The organism is Clostridioides sp. ZZV15-6383 (assembly GCF_020657735.1).
GTDB classification, from domain to species: domain Bacteria; phylum Bacillota; class Clostridia; order Peptostreptococcales; family Peptostreptococcaceae; genus Clostridioides; species Clostridioides difficile_D.
In genome coordinates, this window is sequence record NZ_JAGWCV010000023.1 from 15,222 (window position 1) to 38,971 (window position 23,750).

The 23,750-nt window shown below is 28.8% G+C and carries 21 protein-coding genes; all 21 read left to right on the forward strand.

From position 1 onward, the window contains the following. Positions 1-56 precede the first annotated feature (56 nt). The 21 genes from KGF42_RS10070 (at position 57) to KGF42_RS10170 (ending at position 23,739) form a co-directional block, all read left to right on the forward strand. On the forward strand, positions 57-1,139 hold the full coding sequence (locus KGF42_RS10070; RefSeq protein WP_227822198.1) for a type IV pilus twitching motility protein PilT: 1,083 nt from the start codon (positions 57-59) through the stop codon (positions 1,137-1,139). Beyond that, a complete protein-coding gene (locus KGF42_RS10075) occupies positions 1,120-1,902 on the forward strand; it encodes an A24 family peptidase (protein WP_227826246.1) in 783 nt (260 codons plus the stop codon). Before KGF42_RS10070 ends, KGF42_RS10075 begins: the two co-directional genes overlap by 20 nt. A gap of 103 nt (positions 1,903-2,005) precedes the next feature. After that, entirely contained in the window at positions 2,006-2,656 is a 651-nt protein-coding gene (locus KGF42_RS10080; protein ID WP_227826247.1) for a prepilin peptidase, read from the forward strand. 13 nt (positions 2,657-2,669) lie between these two features. Further along, on the forward strand, positions 2,670-3,230 hold the full coding sequence (gene pth, locus KGF42_RS10085) for an aminoacyl-tRNA hydrolase (RefSeq protein WP_054275351.1): 561 nt from the start codon (positions 2,670-2,672) through the stop codon (positions 3,228-3,230). A gap of 16 nt (positions 3,231-3,246) precedes the next feature. After that, on the forward strand, positions 3,247-6,633 hold the full coding sequence (gene mfd, locus KGF42_RS10090; RefSeq protein ID WP_227826248.1) for a transcription-repair coupling factor: 3,387 nt from the start codon (positions 3,247-3,249) through the stop codon (positions 6,631-6,633). Positions 6,634-6,663: 30 nt separating this feature from the next. After that, positions 6,664-7,659: a peptidylprolyl isomerase gene (locus tag KGF42_RS10095; protein WP_227826249.1), complete on the forward strand. Its 996-nt coding sequence runs from the start codon at positions 6,664-6,666 to the stop codon at positions 7,657-7,659. A 122-nt stretch (positions 7,660-7,781) separates the two neighbouring features. Continuing rightward, positions 7,782-8,321 carry a stage V sporulation protein T gene (gene spoVT, locus KGF42_RS10100; RefSeq protein WP_227822203.1) on the forward strand — a complete coding sequence of 180 codons (540 nt, stop codon included), beginning with the start codon at positions 7,782-7,784 and terminating at the stop codon, positions 8,319-8,321. 119 nt (positions 8,322-8,440) lie between these two features. Further along, positions 8,441-10,054, forward strand: a complete 1,614-nt coding sequence (locus KGF42_RS10105) for a polysaccharide biosynthesis protein (RefSeq protein ID WP_227822204.1) — start codon at positions 8,441-8,443, stop codon at positions 10,052-10,054. Positions 10,055-10,160: 106 nt separating this feature from the next. Further along, positions 10,161-11,609 (forward strand): nucleoside triphosphate pyrophosphohydrolase, encoded by a 1,449-nt coding sequence (mazG, locus tag KGF42_RS10110; RefSeq protein ID WP_227822205.1) that lies wholly within the window; start codon positions 10,161-10,163, stop codon positions 11,607-11,609. 88 nt (positions 11,610-11,697) lie between these two features. Further along, on the forward strand, positions 11,698-11,976 hold the full coding sequence (locus KGF42_RS10115) for an HU family DNA-binding protein (protein ID WP_003421415.1): 279 nt from the start codon (positions 11,698-11,700) through the stop codon (positions 11,974-11,976). Between the two features lie 71 nt (positions 11,977-12,047). Further along, a complete protein-coding gene (locus KGF42_RS10120) occupies positions 12,048-12,290 on the forward strand; it encodes an RNA-binding S4 domain-containing protein (RefSeq protein ID WP_003421412.1) in 243 nt (80 codons plus the stop codon). A gap of 61 nt (positions 12,291-12,351) precedes the next feature. Continuing rightward, entirely contained in the window at positions 12,352-12,606 is a 255-nt protein-coding gene (locus tag KGF42_RS10125; protein WP_054275346.1) for a YabP/YqfC family sporulation protein, read from the forward strand. Beyond that, on the forward strand, positions 12,607-13,140 hold the full coding sequence (gene yabQ, locus KGF42_RS10130) for a spore cortex biosynthesis protein YabQ (protein ID WP_054275345.1): 534 nt from the start codon (positions 12,607-12,609) through the stop codon (positions 13,138-13,140). It abuts the gene before it with no gap. Positions 13,141-13,145: 5 nt separating this feature from the next. Continuing rightward, on the forward strand, positions 13,146-13,430 hold the full coding sequence (locus tag KGF42_RS10135; RefSeq protein ID WP_227822206.1) for a septum formation initiator family protein: 285 nt from the start codon (positions 13,146-13,148) through the stop codon (positions 13,428-13,430). A gap of 111 nt (positions 13,431-13,541) precedes the next feature. Continuing rightward, a complete protein-coding gene (locus KGF42_RS10140) occupies positions 13,542-14,462 on the forward strand; it encodes a Ppx/GppA phosphatase family protein (RefSeq protein ID WP_227826250.1) in 921 nt (306 codons plus the stop codon). Between the two features lie 89 nt (positions 14,463-14,551). Next, positions 14,552-16,924, forward strand: a complete 2,373-nt coding sequence (spoIIE, locus tag KGF42_RS10145; RefSeq protein ID WP_227822208.1) for a stage II sporulation protein E — start codon at positions 14,552-14,554, stop codon at positions 16,922-16,924. A gap of 350 nt (positions 16,925-17,274) precedes the next feature. Continuing rightward, positions 17,275-19,167 carry an oligoendopeptidase F gene (gene pepF / locus KGF42_RS10150; RefSeq protein WP_227826251.1) on the forward strand — a complete coding sequence of 631 codons (1,893 nt, stop codon included), beginning with the start codon at positions 17,275-17,277 and terminating at the stop codon, positions 19,165-19,167. Between the two features lie 113 nt (positions 19,168-19,280). Next, entirely contained in the window at positions 19,281-20,246 is a 966-nt protein-coding gene (gene galU, locus KGF42_RS10155) for a UTP--glucose-1-phosphate uridylyltransferase GalU (protein ID WP_227822209.1), read from the forward strand. A 497-nt stretch (positions 20,247-20,743) separates the two neighbouring features. Continuing rightward, positions 20,744-22,348 carry a transcription termination factor Rho gene (gene rho, locus KGF42_RS10160; RefSeq protein ID WP_227826252.1) on the forward strand — a complete coding sequence of 535 codons (1,605 nt, stop codon included), beginning with the start codon at positions 20,744-20,746 and terminating at the stop codon, positions 22,346-22,348. A 152-nt stretch (positions 22,349-22,500) separates the two neighbouring features. After that, complete coding sequence (gene rpmE, locus KGF42_RS10165; RefSeq protein WP_003421397.1) at positions 22,501-22,701, forward strand: 50S ribosomal protein L31; 201 nt, start codon at positions 22,501-22,503, stop codon at positions 22,699-22,701. A 144-nt stretch (positions 22,702-22,845) separates the two neighbouring features. Then, complete coding sequence (locus tag KGF42_RS10170; RefSeq protein WP_227822211.1) at positions 22,846-23,739, forward strand: DUF1385 domain-containing protein; 894 nt, start codon at positions 22,846-22,848, stop codon at positions 23,737-23,739. Positions 23,740-23,750: the final 11 nt, after the last annotated feature.

Here is a 23,750-nt window from a genome sequence, read left to right on the forward strand (position 1 = left end):
ATTATTTATTACTAAAATAGTAAGCAAACTAATAGAAGATATGGAGAGTAAATATTATGTATATTTATGATTTATTGGAGCAAGGTATAAGACTAAACGCATCAGATATACACATAACAGTTGGAACAAATCCTGTGGCTAGAGTAAAAGGCGGATTTGTAAAACTAAGTGAACAGATACTGACACCAGAGATAACAATGCAAATGGCAAAAGATATAGCAGGGGAATCTATGTTTAAAGTAATAAAAGAACATGGAGAAGCTGATTTTTCAGCTTCACTAAAAACAGGTGAAAGATTTAGGGTAAATGCATATAGACAAAAAGGAAATTATGCAATAGCAATAAGAACTATAACAGCAGAAATACCTACTTTTGAAAAATTGGGTCTTCCAGAAAATATAAAATCATTTACTGAAAAGCACAAAGGATTAGTTTTAGTTACAGGTCCAACAGGAAGTGGTAAAAGTACAACACTTGCGAGTATGATAAATATAATAAATGAAACACAACAAAAACATATAATTACACTTGAAGACCCAATAGAATATGTACACCACCACAAACAAAGTTTAGTAAATCAAAGAGAGGTAGGAACTGATACAGAAAGTTTCCACTCAGCTCTTAGAGCTATTTTACGTCAAGACCCAGATGTAATACTAATAGGAGAAATGAGAGACCCTGAAACTGTATCAATAGCATTAACAGCAGCAGAAACAGGTCATCTAGTATTTTCAACACTACATACAGTTGGGGCAGCCAAGACAATCGATAGAATAGTGGACATGTTCCAACCATCTCAACAACAACAAATAAAAACACAGCTATCTACAGTTTGTGAAGGTGTAGTATCACAGCAACTACTTCCTACAGCAGATGGAAAAGGTAGAATAGCTGCAATTGAATTGATGTTTGCTACTCCAGCAATAAAAAATTTGATAAGAGAAGGCAAAACATATCAAATTCCAAACATGATACAAACTGGAGTTAAAGCTGGTATGAAAACTATGGACCAAGATTTAATGGAACTTTATAAAAATGGAAGGATTACAAAAGATATGGCAATTAGTAGATGTACTGACCAAGAGTTTATGACAAGAATGATAGGTGGAGTAAATTATAATGAACATTATAATCGTTAATTTGTATGTATTTATGGTAGGTCTAGTGTTTGGAAGTTTCTTCAATGTTTGCATATTTAGGATTCCAGAAGGTATATCTATTTCTAGACCTCCATCCCATTGTATGAGTTGCAATACTAGACTAAAGCCGATAGACTTAATACCAGTACTAAGCTATTTAATGAGTGGAAGAAAGTGTAGATATTGTTGTGAGAAAATTTCTAGTAGGTATGCTATAGTAGAATTAATTACAGGAATTTTATTTTTAACAGTATTTATAATATATGGAATATCCACAGCAACCATCTATTATTTAGTTCTTGTATCTTTACTGATTATAATAACATTTATAGATATTGACCACTTTATAATACCAGATAAAATACTGGTTTTTGGAGCTATATTTGCTATAATTTTTAATCTTCTTTTTAAAGAAATCCCAATTAAGAATTCAATTATAGGAGCTTTTATTTGTGGAGGAAGCGTTTGGATTATAGTGCTTCTGATTGAATTTATAATAAAAAAAGAGTGTATGGGCGGAGGAGATATTAAACTATTTGCAATGATAGGTCTTTACATGGGTGCCAAAAATGGTCTTTTTACAGCCCTACTAAGTGTTTATGTGGGAGCAGTATATGGAATTTGTGTGATAATTCTAAGTAAGATAAAGGGAAAGGAATACAATTCTGTTATGCCATATGGTCCGTTTATATCAATTGGAACATTAATAACAATCTTATGTGGAAGACAATTACTTGAACTTTATTTTTCTATGATTATGTAAACAATAGTTAAACTTAAGCAAGTTTTAATTTTTATAAAAGTGAATTAAAGTATTTAATAAGGACAATATTATTATTAACCCTATTACTAAAGTGCTGTAGACTATGGAGTATATAATAATAATTTCCTTATTTTTTGCACATTTGATAAATAAATCTCTATCTATTTTTTGTGATAGAGAAAAGAAAAATCTATATAATATGTTTTTTATTTACATAATAACTGTAGTTTTATCTGTATTAATATATCTAAAATTTGGAATTAGTGTAGAATGTGTACAATATGTGGCATTAATTCCATTTCTAATAATTGTATCCATTATAGATTACTACACAATATATGTATATGATATAACAATAGTTAGTGGTATAATAGTTCAAGGTATAATTTTTTTGGTCTTTTGTAATATTGTGCAATTTGACTATATGAATCATATAATTGGACTAGCGATAGGCTTTATTATACCTTATATTATTGCTAAATTAACAAAAGGATTAGGCTATGGAGATGTAGGTCTCTATAGCTTATGTTGCTTTGCATTGGGAAATAATTATGGGTTTTATGTGATAGTTTTATCATTTATTTTAGCGTTTTTGTTTTTTGTTATTTTATACATAACTAAAATATTTAAAGGTATAAATATAACAAAGCAAATTCCTTTTACACCTTTTATTTCTCTAGCGACAATTATAATAATATTTACAGAGTATAATATATTTAATTTTTATTATAGTTTGTTATACAAATTTATATAACAGGAGGTAAGAAATGTACGTAGTAGTAGGGTTAGGTAATCCAGGGAAGAAGTATGAGAAGACTAGACATAACGTTGGATTTGATGTCATAGATATTCTTGCAAAAGAATACAGCATTAGTGTTACTAAGATAAAGCATAAAGCCTTAATTGGTGAAGGTAGAGTAGGAACTGAAAAAGTACTATTAGTAAAACCACAAACTTATATGAATTTAAGTGGAGAAACATTAATAGATATATATAAATATTACAAGGTTGATTTAAGTAATATAGTAGTAGTATATGATGATATAGATTTAGATGTTGGAAAGATACGCATAAGAAAAAAAGGAAGTGGAGGAACTCATAATGGTATGAAATCCATAACTAAATGCCTAGGTTCAAATGATTTTCCAAGAGTAAGAGTAGGTGTGTCTAAGCCAGAAGTTGGTCAAGACTTAGCAGACTTTGTACTTTCTAGATTTAGAAAAGAAGAATCTGATAATATAAATGAAGCACTAGAAAAAGCGGCATGTGCTATTGACTCAATAATAAGAGAAAATATAGATATGTCTATGAACAAATACAATGGATAGTGAGAGGGAGATTTAAATGAATGATGTTTTTTTATATCCTTTGCAAAATTCAAAAGAGTATAAAGATATAATAAACTGTATAAAAAATACAAAAGGCTCATTATTGGTTAATGGACTTTTACCAGTACAAAAACCTCATATATCGTATTCTATATTTAATGATTTATCACGACAAATGATTTTTATAACTAGTAGTGATTTAGAAGCAAAGAAAGTATATGAAGATTTAAGTTTTTATATTGAAGATAAAGTTGAATATTTAGGATTTCAAGATATTTATTTTTATCACTTAGATGCAAAGGACAGAAACGAAGAAGCAAAGAAATTAAAGGTATTGTTAAAACTAGCAAATAAGGAAAAGATAATTTTAGTAACTTCTATTGAGGCTGTTTTAAGAAAATACATACCAAAACAAGTTTTACTTGATAGTGTATCTCACTATAAAGTGGGAGATAGCTTAGATTTAGAAAAATTAACTGAGAAATTAGTTTCATTAGGATATGAAAGAGTTTCAAAAATAGAGGGGTTTGGTCAATTTAGTATAAGGGGTGGAATTATTGATGTATTTTCACTTGAATATACAAATCCAATTCGTATGGAATTATTTGATAATGAGATAGATTCCATACGAACTTTTGATGTATATTCACAAAAATCAATTGATAAATTGCAACAGTTTTCTATAACTCCATCTAGGGAATTTATTTATCCAGAGAAGACTACAGATGCATTAGTTAAACTAAAAAAAGAAACAACTAAAAGTACTGATGAAGGTACATTTCAACATATAGATTATATATCTAGTAAGACTTATTTTGAAGGTGTAGAGAATTATATAGATTATATTTATCCAGAAGAAAATAAAAGCATATTTACTTATCTATCAGATGATGCAATAGTATTTATCAATGATATAACAAGACTTAAAGAAAGATGCGAAAATTATATAAATGAGTTTAGGGAAAATTATAAACTGAATCTTGAAAGAGGTCTGGCTATTAAAAATCAAGGAAAACTATTGTATCACTATACAGATTTAGAGTATCTAGTAAAAGACAAGTCTGTAGTACTAAACTCACTATTGCCAAAGTCTATAAACAACTTTTCCATAAAATCTATAATCAACTTTGAAAGCAGAGAAGTTCCTACATTTAATGGAAAAGTAGATTTGATTGTAGAAGAATTAAATCGGCTGAAATATAATGGATACAAAATAATTTTAGCAACAAATACATTAGAAAGAGCAAATAAATTAGGAAAAGATTTATTGGATAAAGGTTTAGAAACGACTGTTTCTAAAGATAGAAACATTGAAATTAAATCTTCTCAAGTTGTGATTGTGCCTGCACATATAAATAGTGGCTTCCAATATAAATCTATAAAGTTTGTTGTTATAACAGACAATGAAATGATAGGTGTTTATAAAAGAGCATCTAAGACTAACAATAAAAAGGTTAAAAAAGGAAAGAAGATAGAATCATTTTTAGATTTAAGTGTTGGAGACTATGTAGTACATGAAAATAGTGGTGTAGGTAGATACACAGGAATTGAGCAAATTACAGTCAATGCTATTAAAAAAGATTATATGAAAATAGTATATCAAGGTGGAGATAACCTATATGTGCCAATAGACCAGATGGATAAAGTGCAAAAATATATTGGTGCAGAGGTAGAAAAAGTTAAGTTAAATAAGCTTGGAACAAACGAATGGACAAAGGCAAAAGCAAAAGTTAAAAAAGAAATTGAAGATATGACAAAGGACTTAATCGAACTTTATGCAAAACGTGAAAAAATACAAGGATACAAGTTTTCAAAAGATACACCTTGGCAGGCAGAGTTTGAATCGTTATTTCCATATCAAGAAACAGAAGACCAATTGAAGGCAATAGAAGAAACTAAAAAAGATATGGAATCAAGCAAGGTAATGGATAGACTTGTATGTGGGGATGTTGGTTATGGAAAAACAGAGGTGGCGATTAGAAGTATTTTTAAAGCTTGTATGGATCAAAAACAAGTTGCTGTATTGGTTCCAACAACAATATTAGCCCAACAACATTATAATACGTTTAAAGAGAGGTTTGAAAATTATCCTTTGAGAGTGGAAGTTTTAAGTAGATTTAAAACTCCAAAACAACAAAAACAAATTATTGAAGACGCTAAAAAAGGATTAATAGATATTTTAATTGGAACACATAGGATAATATCCAAAGATATAAATTTACCAAACTTAGGTCTTGTAGTCATTGATGAAGAGCAAAGATTTGGGGTAAAACATAAGGAAGCCCTAAAGAAAATTAAATCTACAGTAGATGTACTTACGCTTTCAGCAACTCCTATACCAAGAACTTTACATATGTCTTTAAGTGGAATAAGAGATATGAGTGTTATAGAAGAACCTCCACAAGAAAGACATCCTGTAATAACATATGTTACAGAGAGTAAGGAAAGTGTAATTCAAGATGAGATAGAGAGAGAGTTAAGTAGAGGTGGACAGGTATTTTTTGTATACAATAGAGTTGAACACATTGAAGAGATGGCAAGTATGATTCAAAAGCTCGTACCAGATGCTAGAGTAGCTGTTGCTCATGGAAGAATGACTTCTAAATCATTAGAAAATATAATCCTAGGATTTTTAAATAAAGATTATGATGTATTAGTCTGTACTACAATAATTGAAACTGGTATGGATATATCCAATGCAAATACAATGATTATATATGATGCAGATAAAATGGGATTAGCTCAACTTTACCAATTAAGAGGTAGGGTTGGAAGAAGCTCAAGACAAGGATATGCATATCTTTTATATGAAAAAGATAAAACTCTAAGTGAGATAGCAGAGAAAAGGTTAAAAGCCATTAGAGAATTTACAGAGTTTGGTTCAGGTTTTAAAATAGCAATGAGAGACCTTGAAATAAGAGGAGCTGGAAATATTTTAGGTTCTCAGCAACATGGTCATATGGCAGTTATAGGTTATGATTTGTATGTTAAAATGCTTAATGATGCAATTAAAAAGGTTAAAGGTGAGCCTATTGTGGAAGAAATTGATGTTGAAATAGATTTAAGTGTAAATGCATACATTCCAGGTAATTATATCAAAGATGAATTGATTAAGATTGAAATGTATAAGAAAATAGCTTCTATTGAAAATAAAGAAGATATGTTGGATATACAGGAAGAACTTGAAGATAGATTCTCTGATATACCTAAACCAGTTCAAACACTTCTTACAATAGCTTATATAAAATCATTGTGTAAGATATTGAAAATAGAAAAAATAAGACAACTAAAAGATGAAATATTATTAGTTCCAATAACAAAGTATAGAACTAAACAGAAAATAGGTTATAATATAGTTACAGAATTGGAAGAATTATTAGAAAAAATGTGCAAGGTAAAATAGCTTGTAAATTTAAGAAGGGATGTTTTAAATTTGAAAAAAGTAATAATATTGGCAATAGCTATGATTTTGGTAGTATCTACGGCTGCCTGTGGTTCTAGTAAAGGAGAGACTGTGGCAACAGTTGAAGGGACAAAGATATCATCAGATGAATTTAAAAAGACTATAGCTCTTTATAAAGATTCTATGGAACAAACTTATGGAAAAGATATATGGGATAAGGAAATTGAAAAGGGTGTAAAGTATAAGGACAAGTTTAAGGATTTAATTCTTGATCAACTTATAACTACAGAAGTAATATATTCTCAAACTAAAAAAGACAACTTACTTCCTAAAAAAGAAGATGTTGAAAAAAGTTTTAAAGATTTAAAAGATGCTATGAGTAAAGATGAAAAATATAAAGAACAGCTTGAAAAGTTAGGAATAGATGATGCGTTTTTAAAAGACCAACAAGAGAAAGATTTAGCAATGCAAAACTATCAAAGTAACTTTACTAAAAAGACTAAAATATCAGACGAAGAAATGAAAAAATACTATAATACACATAAAGATGAATTCAAAAAAGATGAGGTAGAAGCTTCTCATATATTATTGAAAACAGTAGATGATAATAACAAGCTACTTTCAGATAAGGAAAAGGCTGAAGCTAAGAAAAAGGCTGAAGAGGCTCTTAAAGAAGTTAAATCAGGTAAAGATTTTGCAAAAGTGGCAAAAAAATATTCACAAGATGCTTCAGCAAGTGATGGTGGTAAATTAGGATTCTTCTCAAGAGGACAAATGGTTGCTGAGTTTGAAGATGCTGCTTTTTCTATGAAAAAAGGTGAAATATCTAATTTAGTTGAAACTCAATATGGATACCATATAATTAAAGTAACAGACAGGATAAATGAGCAAACATCATTTGAAGATGCTAAAGAAACTATAAAAGACCAATTGTTAAAAAATAAATATCAAGAGCAAATAGAAAAATTAATTAAAGAAGCTAAAGTAGAAAAAGATGAAAAAGTAATAAATAAAATCACAATTTAAAACCTAAAAAAGAGTAATATGCTTAAAAAAGCTATATCTAGATAAGATATAGCTTTTTTTGTATATTTTTCTTAACAATGGTAAAAATAAACTTAAAGTAATTTATGGAGGGATTAAAAAATATGAAAGCAACAGGCATAGTTAGAAGAATAGATGATCTTGGAAGGGTAGTTATCCCAAAAGAGATAAGAAAGACATTAAGAATTAGAGAAGGAGACCCTTTAGAGATATTCACAGCAAAAGATGGAGAAGTCATACTTAAAAAATACTCTCCAATAGGAGAATTAAATGAATTCTCACAAGAATATGCTGAAACATTAGCTGAAGTACTAGGATATGGTGTATTGATAACAGACCTAGATTCTATAATAGCTGTATCTAAACTTCCTAAAAAAGATTATAAAGAAAAAAGTATAAGTGATGAGTTAGAAGCAATAATAAGTGAAAGAACAGTAAAATATTCAAAAGATAAAAACATTTTACCTTTATTCAAAGAAGACCAAAAAGAATATACTAGTCAAGTTATTATGCCTATAATTAGTGCATCTGGCGACTGTATAGGTTCAATTGTAGTTGTTTCGAGAGACAAAGATACAATTGCAGAAAGTGAAGAAAAATCTTTAAAAATTGCTGCTAACTTTTTAGGAAAACAAGTTCAATAATTTTATCATAAAGACCTTTTACATGAAGGTCTTTTGAAGTTTTTGTGTAAAATATTGAATATAGCATTAAAAATATGGTATATTAAAGTTTGTTATATAAACAGTGTGGAGGTTATGTTATGAACAATAACAAAAATAAAGACTCCTTTCTAAAAGGAGCCCTTATACTTGGGCTAGCAGGTGTAATCGTAAAAATAATGGGTGGATTTTTTAGGATTCCACTTGGAAACATGATTGGTTCAGAAGGTATGGGATACTATCAGGCTGCTTATCCTGTGTATACTCTATTTTTAACATTAGCTACTGCTGGATTTCCAACAGCCGTGGCAAAACTGGTTTCGGAAAAAGTTGCCATTGGAAATTTTAAAGGTGCAAACAAGATATTTAAGGTATCACATACAGTTTTATTCATTACTGGAATAATATCATTTTGTATATTATTTTTTGGAGCCGACTACATAGTAACAAACATAATGAAAAATCCAGGTGCATTATACTCTATGAAGGCCATTGCTCCAGCATTATTATTTGTTCCTGCAATGTCTGCATATAGAGGATATTTTCAAGGGAGACAAGATATGACTAAGATTGCTGTGTCTCAAGTTGCAGAGCAATTTTTTAGAGTTGTATTAGGTCTTACTTTGGCTTACTTGCTTATGAAGAGTCTAGGTCAGACTTTTGGGGCAGCTGGTGCTATATCAGGAGCTACAATAGGTTCAATAGCATCTATGCTTTACTTGGTGTTTGCTTATATGCTAGGGAGAAAAGAGCGTCGAGTAGAGATAGATGCAAGTCAAAGATTTAAAGATGAGAGAGTTTCTTATATTTTTAAAAAGCTTTTAACTGTTGCTATTCCTATAACAATAGGAGCATCAGTAATGCCACTTGTCAATATGATAGATAATGTTATTGTAATAAGAAGACTTATGGAAGCAGGCTTTACATACAAAGTAGCAAATTCAATGTTTGGTCAATTAACAGGTATGGCAATGGCCACAATAAATTTACCAGCAGTCATAACAACAGCAATGAGTATGAGCTTAGTTCCAGCAATTTCTAAAGCATATGCATTAGGAAATAAGTCAAAAGCTAGAAAAGATACTAAGAGTGCAGTTAAGGTAACTTTACTTATAGTATTACCTTGTGCGTTTGGAATGGCTTCTTTAGCGACACCAATAATGGGTCTTTTGTTTCCACATGAACCATCTTCTGTAGGAACTATTTTGTTTACTCTTACTCCATGTGTATTATTTTTGGGTTTAATACAGACCTTGACTGGTATAATTCAAGGAATGGGAAAACCAATAGTACCTGTAATTGCTTTATGTATTGGTATGCTATGTAAAATTGTGATAAGTTATACTTTAACAGGTATACCAGACATTAATGTATTGGGTTCAGCCTTTGGTACAGTTACAGCGTACTTTGTAGCAGCCATGATTAACTTATTATATGTTAAAAAACACATGAATGTAAACTTTCCTAAAAAAGAATTTATAATAAAGCCATTTATAACAGTTATGACAATGTTTATAATGGTTAAGTTGAGTTATGGTGCTTTAGTTGGATTCTTGGGAAATAGCATATCTACAATAATTGCAATATGTGTTGGTGGAATTGTATATGTAGTAGTAATACTTGGGATAGGTGGAATTAAAAAAGAAGAAATTTTGACTATGCCAAAAGGTGATAAATTATATAAATTGTTAAAAAAAGTTAAACTTATAAGATAATATAGGAATATATATGCAAATAAAGGAAATACTATACAAATAGTAAATCTCCTTATTTGTATAATAATATAAAAATAAAGTGAAATTTGCTAATAGGAGTGATGTTATGGGTAAGATAAGTATTGTAGGTCTTGGGCCAGGAGATTATTCTCTTATAAGCCAAGGTGTGTTAGAATCTTTAAAAAATAGCCCTAGAGTTTTTTTTAGAACAGAGAAACATCCAATAATTGATAAACTTAAAGAAACTATACAATACACTTCCTTAGACTACTTTTATGAAAAAGAGGAAAATTTTGATAATGTTTATTTAAAAATATCTGAATTTATTATAGAAGAATCTAAAAAGGGTGATTTAGTGTATGCTGTTCCTGGTCATCCAAGAGTCGCAGAAAAGACTGTAAGTATAATAGAGAGATTAGCCAATGAAAAATACATAGCAGTAGAAATATTGCCTTCTATGAGCTTTGTAGACGCTATGTTTAACTATTTGGCTATAGACCCATCTGAGGGATTTAAATTGATAGATGCTTTTGAAATAGAAAATTCATATATAGATTTAGATACGAGCATGATAATAACTCAAGTATATGATAAATTTATAGCATCTAATGTAAAATTAAAGCTTATGGAATACTATGACTATAATCAAGAAGTATGTATAGTAAATGGAGCAGGTGTCAAAGATTTAGAAAGTAAAAAGTTTATAAAGCTTTGCGAATTAGACAGAAATGAAAACTTTTTTGACTATTTAACTAGCTTATATATACCCAAAAGTTCTAAAAAGATGTATAATACAGTACATGACTTAGAAATAATAGTTAATACACTTAGAAGTCCATCTGGATGTGAATGGGATAAAAAACAAACACATCAATCATTAAAAAACTCTGTTATAGAGGAAGCATATGAACTTTGTAATGCAATTGATAATAATGATATAGATGAAATGGTAGAAGAACTAGGAGATGTTCTTTTACAAGTTATATTCCATTGTCAGATAGGAAATGAGGAAGGCTACTTTGATTTAAAAGAAGTAGTAAATGAAATATGTAAAAAATTAATTCATAGACATCCTCATATATTTAGTGGTGTAAAATTAGATATGTCTAAGTTTGAAAAAACTTGGGAAGAATTAAAGAAAGAAGAGAAAGGCGAAAGTACTATAACAGATGGTCTTAGAAGGATACCAAAACATTTACCAGCTCTTATGAAGGCTAGTAAAGTTCAACATAAAGCAGCACTTGTTGGCTTTGATTGGGACAATGTAGAAGATGTATTTAAAAAAATTGAAGAAGAATATCAGGAATTACTTGACGAACACAGGGTCGGGAATATAAAATACATAAAGGAAGAACTAGGCGATTTATTATTTTCGATAGTAAATCTAGCTAGATTTTTAGACATAGACTCAGGAGAAGCCTTGAACTGTACTACAGATAAATTCATAAATAGATTTGAGTTTGTAGAAAAAAGTGCAATGAACTTAAATAAAAAATTAGAAGACATGACACTTGAAGAGATGGATGAATTTTGGAATCAGGCTAAAAAACAATAAAATTGTGGAAGGAAATTTGTCAAAAATCTAGAACTTTTATCACAAAGATAGAAGTCTATATTATAAACATTTTTAGGAGGTAAATATCGTGAATAAAGCTGAATTAGTATCAAAGATGGCAGAAAAAAGTGGATTAACAAAGAAGGAAGCAGAAGCTGCGTTAAACGCATTTATGAGTTCTGTTCAAGATGCACTAGTAAATAATGAAAAAGTTCAATTAGTTGGATTTGGAACATTTGAGACAAGAGAAAGAGCTGCTAGACAAGGAAGAAATCCAAGAGATCCAGAGCAAGTTATAGATATACCAGCTTCTAAAGCACCAGTTTTCAAAGCTGGAAAAGGATTAAAGGATATAATAAATGGATAATTAGAAATCTTGTGAAAAAGTGTGGATAAATTTACCACACTTTTTCTATAGAACTAAGGAAGGTGATAATTATGAGATTAGATAAGTTTTTAAAGGTATCTAGGATTATAAAGAGAAGAACTGTTGCTAAAGATGCATGCGATAAAGGAATTGTCACTATAAATGGAAAAGTTGCTAAATCTTCTTCAGAAGTAAATATTGGAGACACATTAGAAATACAATTTGGAGAGAAGAAGATGAAGTTTAAGATAAATGAAGTAAAAGAGCATGTATTAAAAAATGATGCAAAAGAAATGTACGAAATTTTAGAATAAAATTAATAGTCCTCTAGTATATTAATAGTAGTATTAGTGAAATATTTACTGGGGGGATATTATGGAACAGAACATAACTTTGAAAGATAGATCAAAGCTGGTTATTTCAGGAGTTGAGCACATATATTCTTTTAATGACAAAAGAGTAGAGCTTAAAACTTCTGTAGGTGAGATGGTAATTGAAGGCGAGAACCTAGATATGAGCAAGCTAAGTATAGACGAAAATATAATTAGCATAGATGGAACTATAAATTCTATCGTATATGCAAAGCCTAAAAAGCCACAAGAGAGTTTCTTGAAAAAGGTATTTAGATAGATGATACCTTTCACTCAAGATGTAAGCATTTTTTATGCTACTATTTATGGTGGAATACTCATAGGGGTGTTGTTTGATTTTTATAGAGGGTTAAGAGGAAATTTTAAATCCATCAATTATTTTGCGATAATATTTGATGTATTGTTTTGGTTTCTAGCTACAGTTATAATATTCGTGACAATAAACCTTACAGAGTTTTTTGATTTAAGATATTACCATTTTGTGGCTTTGTTTATTGGTTTTATTTTATACTACAACACCATAAGTAAAATTGTTTTATCAATTATCAATAAAATAATTCGTTTTGTGAGGAATTCTTTTAAAAAAGTTACACACTACATAGTCAGTTTTTTAAACAATTTGTATTACGTTATAATCTATTCACTACACCTACTATTTGATATTATATTTTATATACCAAACATATTTATAGCAACAAGAAAAAGTATAAAAAGAAAATCAAGTAAAAAATCAAAGAACAAGAAAAAATCAAAACCTAAGAAGAAAAAAAATAAAACTAAAAAAAGGGTGTAGGAAAAATGAACTTAAGAAAAAAATTTTCAGGACAGATTGTTGTTATCAGTTTATTTTTAGGAATATCAATTTTTAGTATGATGACAGGGTTTGTATTTGAGTACACAAAAGCTAAGGAATATAAAAAAGAAATAGCAAGTCTAAATAAACAATTAAAAAAGACTGAAATACAAATAAACAGCTTAAAGAAAGATGAAAAATCATATGAAGGAGACTTAGAAGACATAGCAAGAAAAAGATTAAACCTGGTAAAGCCTAATGAAACAGTTTATGTAGATATAAATCGTTGATTAAAACTTGCTAATAAGTTTACAGATGTATTGATTTTAAAATTTAAGATTTAATAAAAAAGTCATTCAGTTAAGGATGGCTTTTTGTTTTTATTGAGGAGGCATTTTATAATGAAAGTAGGAGCTATAGATATTGGGACAAACTCAATGAGATTATTGATAGCAGATTATAAAGAAGGAAGTCTTATAAATAGAAAAAAATTTGTTAATACAACTAGAATTGGTCATGGTGTAGATAGTAAAGGATATATAAGGGAAGATGCTATTCAAAGAAATATAAAAGCATTAAAAGAATTCTCTGATAAGTGTAATGATGAAAAGTGTGAAAAAATTTATTGTATGGGGACATCTGCTCTTAGAGACAGTAAAAATGGAGATTACTTTGTTAAATTAGCTAAAGAAGAAACAGGAATAGATGTTGATATAGTTACGGGAATAGAAGAATCAAATTTGGGATTTAAAGGTGTCTTAGAAGGAATACAAGGTGATGATACTATTATTGTTATAGATATTGGAGGAGGTTCAACAGAATTTATTGTAGGGGACTCAGAGGGAATTAAATTTAATAAAAGTGAAAATGTAGGAGCTCTTAGAATGACAGAGAGATTTTTGAAACATGATATTATTGAAGATGAAGGGTTTAAGGCTATGAGTTCATTTATATATAATGAGATTGATGAAACTTTAAATTATATAAAAGAAAGAGGATTAAAAACTCTTATAGGTATAGGTGGCACGATTACATCATTATCAGCAATGAACCAAGAATTAGAAATTTACTCTATGGAAAAAATACATAATAGTAAAATACACAAAAAAGAAATAGAAGAAATTCTACAAAAATTAATAAAGATGACATTAAGTGATAAAAAGAACTTAAAAGGGCTACAAGAAAAACGTGCGGATATTATAACTGCTGGTGTAAAAATATTGAATATAATAATGGAAAAATTAGAAATAGAAGAAATAACCGTAAGTGAATACGATAATTTGGAAGGCTTAATATGTCAAAAGTCAAAAAAAATGTATTAATATTTTTTGATTTTTAAAACCGATTATGACAAAAAAAATTACTCCTCTTTGTTACAATTCTTAATATAAACAAAAGAGGAGGTTTTTTTATGCAAAGAAGTGTAGCAGTTGTGAAGAATAAGACTGTAAAACCAAATGTCATAAAATTAATAAGCGGATATATTGATTTTACTACGGCGGCATTCGCTGTAATGGGATTTTTACTTAGTAGGTCTATTATAGTAGACTCTGTAGCTCCCTTAGGAATTGCCTTTTTTATATGTGCATCAAAGATTGATAAGTACAAGATACCTGTATTCATATCAACATTATTAGGAATATTGTTATCATCTAATGATTTTGGAAATGTAGCAAAATATGCTGTGTGTCTTACAATATTTATGGCTATGAATAAAAAATTAAAATTATCAGATTCAATTGCTAAGGTTGCATTTATAGGTGCAATAATACTACTTCCAATCTCCATGGGACAGGCTTTCTTTTCAAATAGGTATGTGTATGGTCTTCTTATAGCAGGAGTAGAAGCAATAATAATGTTTATATCTATATATGTGTTTTCTTATGGAATAGGTTTAATGGCCAATGTCAACAATAGGATGTCTGTACGGACAGAAGAAGCTATATCAATAAGCTTACTGCTAACCTTTAGCATAATGGGGATAGGAGATATATCCTTGTTTGGAATATCGATAAGGACCATTTTATCGACCGTATTGATATTACTGACCTCAATAGTAGGTGGAGCTACCATGGGAGCATCTAGTGGTGTAATTATTGGAGTAGCATCCATTTTAAATAATATGACATCAGCTATTTATATGGGGATATATTCTTTTTCAGGATTAATAAGTGGTGCATTTAATAAAATAAATAAATATTTCTGTATACTAGGATATATTCTAAGTTGGACAATAATATACCTATATACTTCTGGTATTGCTTCTAATATGATGCAATTAAGAGATATATTATTGGGTTGTTTAATAGTTATAGTGTTGCCAGAGAGGTTATTTAATAAGATTGAAAAATTAATAAAAAGTAATGTAGCTTCAAATGAAATCGTATACGATTATATTATGAGAAGCAAGAACTTAACTAATAGTCGATTGAACAGTATTTATAAAACTTATGACGACCTTGCAGATACATTTGATAAGATAAGAGAAAAAGATAAGGTGCTAGACCAAAGGGATATAGCTAATGTAATAGATATGATTCATAATGATGAATGTAAAAGTTGTAGTATGAGAAGAATGTGCTGGGAATCAAGATTTAATCATACATACACTATGATATATAACATTCTTGAAAAAATTGAGGAGAAAGGAGAGTTAAGTCTAAACGATATACCTAAAAATTTTAGAAAGGAATGTATGAAACCAGAGTCAATAGTGAAAATATCAAATCACTATTACAAAATGTTTGTATTAGATTATGATTGGAGTGTGAAGTTTTCAGAAAGTAGAAAGTTAATAGCAAATCAGATAAGAAGTATTTCAAAATCAATTAAATCGTTATCTCAGGATTTAGAGGGCGATATAATGTTGGATATAGAAAAAGAAAAAAATATATATGAGCAATTAGAAAGATATGACATAACAGTTGATAAAGTAAGTTATGTAACAAAGAGTAACAGTGAATTTGAAATATCAATAGAAAAGAAAACTTGCCATGATGGATGTATGTGTGAAGATAAAATTGTAAACATAATTTCAGACTTAGTAGGTGAGAGTATGTCTGTTAGAAAAATAGGGTGTCATTGTTTAGGAGGTAAATGTAAAGCAACATTCGTTAAATCCCAAAAATATAAGGCTGTTACAGAAGTTTCAGCAATGTCAAGGGATGGACATATTCTTTGTGGAGATAATTACACATACATGGAGATAAATGATGGTAAATATATGATGGCTATAAGTGATGGTATGGGAAAAGGTAAAAAAGCATATGAAGAATCTTCTGCTACTATTGATATATTGGAAAAAATGATAGATGCAAAAATTAAAGACGAAATAGTTATTGATACCATAAATAATATGTTGTTATTAAAGTCTTCAGAAGAGATGTTTTCAACTCTAGATTTGGGAATTTTAGATTTAAAACGAGGTTGCTTAGAAACTATAAAGATGGGAGCGTGTTCTACCTATATAAAAAGAGAAGATGGAGAAGTTGATTTAATATCATCATCATCATTGCCTGTGGGTATATTATCAGATGTAAAAATTGATAGAAAAAATGTAAAAGTTAAGGAAGGAGACTATGTTATAATGGTTTCTGATGGAATTGTAGATGCAGGAAGAAATAACAATTTAGGAGATAATTGGTTAATATACTTCTTAAAGAATATAGAGACTACAAATCCAAAGGAAATCTCAAATTTAATATTAGATAGAGCATTAGAGTTACAAGCGTTACAAATCGAAGATGACATGACTGTTTTAGTTACGAAAATATGTACAAAATAAAGTTTACAAAATTCTGTGTATAAGATGTGGATAACTTGTGTATAATATGTTAATAGACTTTTGAAAAAAGTATAGTTATTAACAAAAAAAACATATAAATCAACAAAATTTGTTGATAAGTATGGCATAAATGTTAATAAAATGTAAAAAAAGAAAAAACAAAAGCTATTATTAAAAGAGATTCATGTTGAAATAACTAAATTTCTATGTAAATAAAGCCTGTGAATATGTTGATTATTATGTGGATAACTATTAATTCGATATTTATTTATATAGTATGAATAATTGAATAATATATCTAAAAAAAGCCATCCTATTATTAAGTAAATTTATTGAAAGGATGGCTTTTTATGAATAGAAAATTGTGCAAAGCAATAATACCTTTATTTATTTCTATTTTTTGCATGTTAATAATAAGTATAAAAGCTGACCAAGGATATCAAAAGAATAATGATAGAGCAATGACTGTCATGAATAATAATGATACTGAAGATGATGCTGAAAAAAAACAAGAAATAGATTATGAAAAAACATGTTGGAACTTGCAATCTTTGTTTAAAAGTGATGACCAATGGAAAAAAGAACTTAAGAGTTTTGATAAAGATACTAAAGAGTTGAAAAATTACATAGGTAAAGTAACAAAATCACCAACACATTTGTCTTTTGCCTTAAATATTAAAGAAAAACTTGATATAAGACTAAATAAGCTTTCTGCCTATGTAAAACTAAAACAAGATACTAATAAAAATTCATATAAATACTTAGATATGAGTGATAGCATAAGTAAATCTTATGGTAATTATATGGGGATTTGTTCAGACTTAGAATTAGAAATACTAAAATTATCAAACAAAGATTATAAGAAAATTATTTCAAATAAAAATATAAATAGAAAATATGGTGCATATTTAAGAGATATAAGAAGAAATAAAGTACATTACTTAGACGATAAATCAGAGGATATTCTAAGTAAAGTATCTTCAATAAGTAATCTTCCAAGTCAAGTATATGAGTTATTTAGAAATATGGATAGAAAAACTAATTTGACACCAGCTCAATATGCGAGCGAATTAGAATCGCCAGATAGAGAAAATAGAAAAAAAGCTTATCAAGATGAACTTATAACTTACAATGATAATATAAATACAATTGCAGGTTTGATTACTGGTCAAGTTAAAAAAAATATTTTTTATTCTCAGGAGAGAGGTTATGAGTCTTCTTTAGAGATGTATTTGGAATCTGATAATGTAGATGAAAAAGTATATAATAACTTAATAAGGACTGTAAATAGCAATATGGACAGTCTACACAAATATATAGATTTAAGAAAAAAAGTCTTAAAGTTAGACAAGGTTCATTCATATGATATGTTTGTGCCTATAGTTAAGGCTGCTGATAATAATATTAACTATGAAAAGGCACAAAGTATAGTATATTCAGCATTATCACCTTTAGGAAAAGAATACAATGATGTAGTATATAAAGCTTTCAATGAAAAATGGATAGATGTTTATTCACATGAAAATAAAGTAAGTGGTGGATACTGCCTATCTGTTTATGAAAATCATCCATATATACTTTTAAATTATAATAATTCATTAGGTTCAGTTTCAACTTTATCCCATGAACTTGGTCATGCTGTATACGAATACCTAAGCTCTAAGAATCAGAATTATTTGAATTCAAATCCGTCTATATTTACTCACGAGGTTGCATCCACAACTAATGAAGCATTACTTTATGAGATGCTTATAAGAGAGGCTAAAGGTAACGATGAAAAAGCTTATTATATAACACAATATTTAGACTTGATAAAAGACACTCTTTATACACAAACTATGTATGCTGAATTTGAAAAAACTATACATGAGTTAGTAGAAAAAGGAAAAAGTGTAAATGCATTAGTATTAAATGATGTTTGGGGACAACTTCTTAAAAAATATTATGGACAAAGCTATGAATTAGACCAATTATCTAAGGTTGGATGGGCGAGAATCCCACACTTTTATAATAGTTTCTATGTCTATAAATATGCTACAGGTTGTAGTGCAGGAGTAAGTTTTGCCCAAGACATATTAAAAAATGGTTCAGATAACTATATAAGTTTTCTTAAAAAAGGAAGTTCAGATTATCCAATAAATTTGTTAAAATCAAGTGGTATAAATTTAACTAATACAAAACCTATAGAAAATACAATCAAAAAATTTGACAGCTTAGTAGCAGAACTTGAAAAGTTATTATAAAGATTATTATAATCCACATGGTAAATATATCGAATTAATGATAAAATATACTAAAAGTTTAAAGTCCTATCAAGATAGGGCTTTTTATTTATTAATTAGTGGGAGATGATTCTATGCAAGTTAAAGTTAAAAAAGCTGTAATACCAGCAGCAGGTTTAGGGACTAGATTTTTGCCAGCTACAAAGGCACAACCAAAAGAAATGTTACCAATAGTTGATAAACCAACTCTACAATACATAATAGAAGAAGCTGTGGCCTCAGGAATAGAGGAAATACTAATAATAACAGGTAGAAATAAAAAGTCTATTGAAGACCACTTTGATAAATCCGTAGAATTGGAACTTGATTTAGAGAAAAAAGGTAAGAAAGAACTATTAGAGATAGTACAAAATATATCTAACATGATTAACATACATTATATAAGACAGAAAGAGCCAAAGGGGTTGGGAGATGCAATTTATTGTGCTAGGCATTTTATAGGTGATGAGCCTTTTGCAGTAATGTTAGGTGATGATATTGTAGACAATGATGTACCTTGTTTAAAGCAACTAACAGATGCATATGAAGAGTATAGAACTACAATATTAGGTGTTCAAAAAGTGAATCAAGAAGATACTAATAAATATGGTATAATAGAAGCAAAAAATATAGAAGGTAGAGTTTATAAGGTCAAAGATATGGTAGAAAAGCCAGAATCAGGAAAAGCTCCTTCAAATATTGCTATTTTAGGTAGATATATAATAACCCCTGAAATCTTTGACATTCTTAAGGATTTACCACCAGGTAAAGGTGGAGAGGTGCAACTGACAGATGCTTTAAAAATATTATCTAAGAAAGAAGCTATGTATGCGTATAATTTTGAAGGTAAGAGATATGATGTTGGTAATAAGCTAGGATTTTTAGAAGCTACTGTTGATTTCGCTCTAAAGAAAGAAGACCTTAAGGAAGATTTTATAAAGTATTTAAAACATGTTTGTAATGAATTTGATAAAGATAACGATGTGTTATACAATAATATAGGTGAAAAAATGAATTTAGATGAAGTCAATGAAGTTAGAGAACTTGAAATTCAAAAATAATTAATGAAAGGTGATGTATGGTGGCAAAATCAAGTCAGAAAAAAATTAATAGAATAATAGCTGTTGGAATCGTGGGAATTCTTGTATTAACTAGCATAACAGCTGTTTTGAGTATGATTGCAACTATGTAATATGGATAAATAACTGAAGTTGATATACATAAATATAAAAACCATATATAACTTAATGTATTTAAAAACTTACAACATTTTAGTTATATATGGTTTTTAGAATTTATAAATGTAAAAAAAATTTTATAATAGTTGCATATTTTGATGGAAAATATTATTATAAAATATAATATAGTAATAAATTTATAAAAACGTGCTAAGATTGGACTTGAGATACAGTAATATAATAGTTAATAATGTTTTAAATTTTATTTATTGACCATAATGTATAAATAGTGATATTATTAGACTTAACTGTTTAAATAAAACTTTTCTTTTTCATGCCTTCAATTTTCAAAATAAGTATGTATATAAATGAATATATAGATGAGGAGGATTTTTTTGATTTTAGATGATAAAGTATTAGAAGGATTAGGTAGTAAGACCTTAGTTGAGCTACGAGAGATAGCTAAAGAATTAAAAATAAAATCAATTACTACATATAAGAAAAATGAGTTAATTGAGATTATAAATTCTAAAAGTAAAAATAAGGAAAAAATAAGTGAAGATAGTAAAGAAAAAAATGAAGATATTAAAGAAGACATAAAAGATAGAAAAGAAAATATAGAGCGTGAAAGTATAGAAAAAGAAGTTGAATATAAGAGCCCTACCAAATCATACAACAAGAAAGAAATAGATACTCAAAATATTTCCCAAAACCAAGAAAACAGAAGCCAAAGAAGTGATTATAGTAAGACAACAAATGTGAATGATTGTAATAAGGCATCAAATATATCTAATAGAATGGTCAGAAATAATAATAAAAATTATTATATGCCTAAACAAGTTGATGAGTCTAAGATAGTAGATGAATTCAATACATCAAAAGAAGATGAAGTAGTAGGTGTGCTTGAAATTTTGCCAGATGGATTTGGTTTTTTAAGAGGTTCAAATTATTTATCTACTGAAGGTGATGTTTACGTTTCACCATCTCAAATAAGAAGATTTAATATGAAGACAGGAGATAAGATTAAGGGGATAACTAGACATCCAAAAAGTGGAGAGAAATTTAGAGCACTTTTATATGTTCAAAAAATAAATGACGAAAATCCTGACACAGCTATACAAAGAAATGCTTTTGAGACACTGACACCAATATTTCCAGAAGAACGACTTACATTGGAAACTAATAGAAATGAAATAGCTACAAGAATTATAGATTTAATTTCTCCTATAGGAAAAGGACAAAGGGGATTGATAGTAGCACCTCCAAAAGCTGGGAAAACAATTCTTTTAAAAAGTGTTGCAAATAGCATAGCCAAAAATCATCCAAATGTTGAACTTATAGTACTCCTTATAGATGAAAGACCAGAGGAAGTTACTGATATGAAAGAATCGATTGAAGGAGATGTTATATATTCTACTTTTGACCAAGTATCAAGTCATCATGTCAAAGTTGCAGAGATGGTGTTAAATAGAGCTCAAAGATTAGTTGAACATGGTAAAGATGTAGTAATCTTACTAGATAGTATAACTAGACTAGCAAGGGCGTATAACCTTACAATATCTCCTACAGGTAGAACTTTATCTGGAGGTATTGACCCTGGTGCACTTCATGGACCTAAAAAGTTCTTTGGGGCAGCTAGAAACATTAGACAAGGTGGCTCTTTAACAATACTAGGAACAGCACTAGTTGAAACTGGTTCTAGGATGGATGATGTAATATTTGAGGAGTTTAAAGGTACAGGAAATATGGAATTACACCTAGATAGAAAATTAGCTGAAAAAAGAATATTCCCTGCAATTGATATTTATAAGTCTGGTACAAGAAGAGATGACCTATTGCTTGATGACGAAGAAAAGACAGCTCTTTGGAGATTAAGAAGAGAAATGAGTAATAATTCAGTAATGGAAATTACAGACAAAGTCATTGAGCTTATAAAAAGAACTAAGGACAATAAAGAGTTTGTAAAATCAATAAAGAATTTGTAAAATCAGTAATATAAATGTAAATATAGATTATATAAAGTAATAGAAAAATCACTTGAATGGCATAATAAGTTATGCTATAATAATGTAGTTGATAATGTAAAAAGAAAGTTAATATAATTAATTTTTTTAAATAAAGAGAAGAGGTGACTATAATGCAAAAGGAAATACAACCAAAATACAATCCAGTTGAAGTGCGTTGTGCTTGTGGGAACACATTTGTTGCTGGTTCAACTAAGGACGAAATAAAAGTTGAAATATGTTCAGAATGCCATCCATTCTATACAGGAAAACAAAAGAACATAGAAAAAGGTGGAAGAATCGACAAATTCAAGAAAAGATTCAAAATGGACTAATTTTTATAAAAGTGGAGTTGGAGGAAGCCAACTCCTATTTTATTACAAAAAAACATTCATATTCTACTTTAAACTGTCTTTTTGTATTATAATAATAAATATGTAAAATTGAGTATTTTAAATACAATAAAATGAGGTGAGTGGATGGCAAAACAAGCTGTAGGTGGGCAAGCTGTTATTGAAGGTGTAATGATGCAGTCAAAAGACAAAAGAGCAGTAGCTGTTAGAAAAAGTGATGGAGAAATAGCACTAAAAGAAGATAGAATAAAAAGTTGGGTAAGAGATAAGAATATAGATAAGATACCTTTTGTTAGGGGTTCTTTTGTTATGATAGATACAATGATTCAAGGTATAAAAAGCTTAAATTTTTCTTCAGAGTTTTTTATGGAAGAGGCTGAAGAGGATAAATTTGATTTATTCATAAAGAAAATTTTTAAAGATAAGGCAAATGATATAATTATAATATTTTCATTAGTCATAGCAATGCTACTTTCTGCTGGATTATTTATTTTTATACCTACATTGGTAGGAGGAGCTTTTTCTAAGGTAATGCCTAATGACTTTATGCTTAATTTAATAGAAGGAATCATAAGAATTGCTATATTATTTGCATATATAGTACTGATTTCACGAAGTAAGGATATAGAAAGAGTATTTCAATATCATGGAGCAGAACATAAATCTATATATTGTTATGAAAATGATTTAGAACTTACAGTAGAGAATGCTAGAAAATTTAAAAGGCTACATCCTAGATGTGGTACAAATTTTTTATTTATAGTTATGGCTGTATCAATAATATTGTTTGCATTTTTCGGCTGGCCAAATCCAATCCTTAGAATATTTATGAGAATTATATGTGTGCCTATAGTAGCAGGTTTATCTTATGAAGTAATTAGAATTCTTGGAAGATATGATAATGGATTTACTAAAGTTATTGCATATCCAGGAATGATGTTGCAATATTTTACAACAAAAGAACCTGATGATGAGCAATTAGAGGTTGCCTTAGAAGCATTAAAGGCAGTAGTAGATTAAAGAAAAGGATA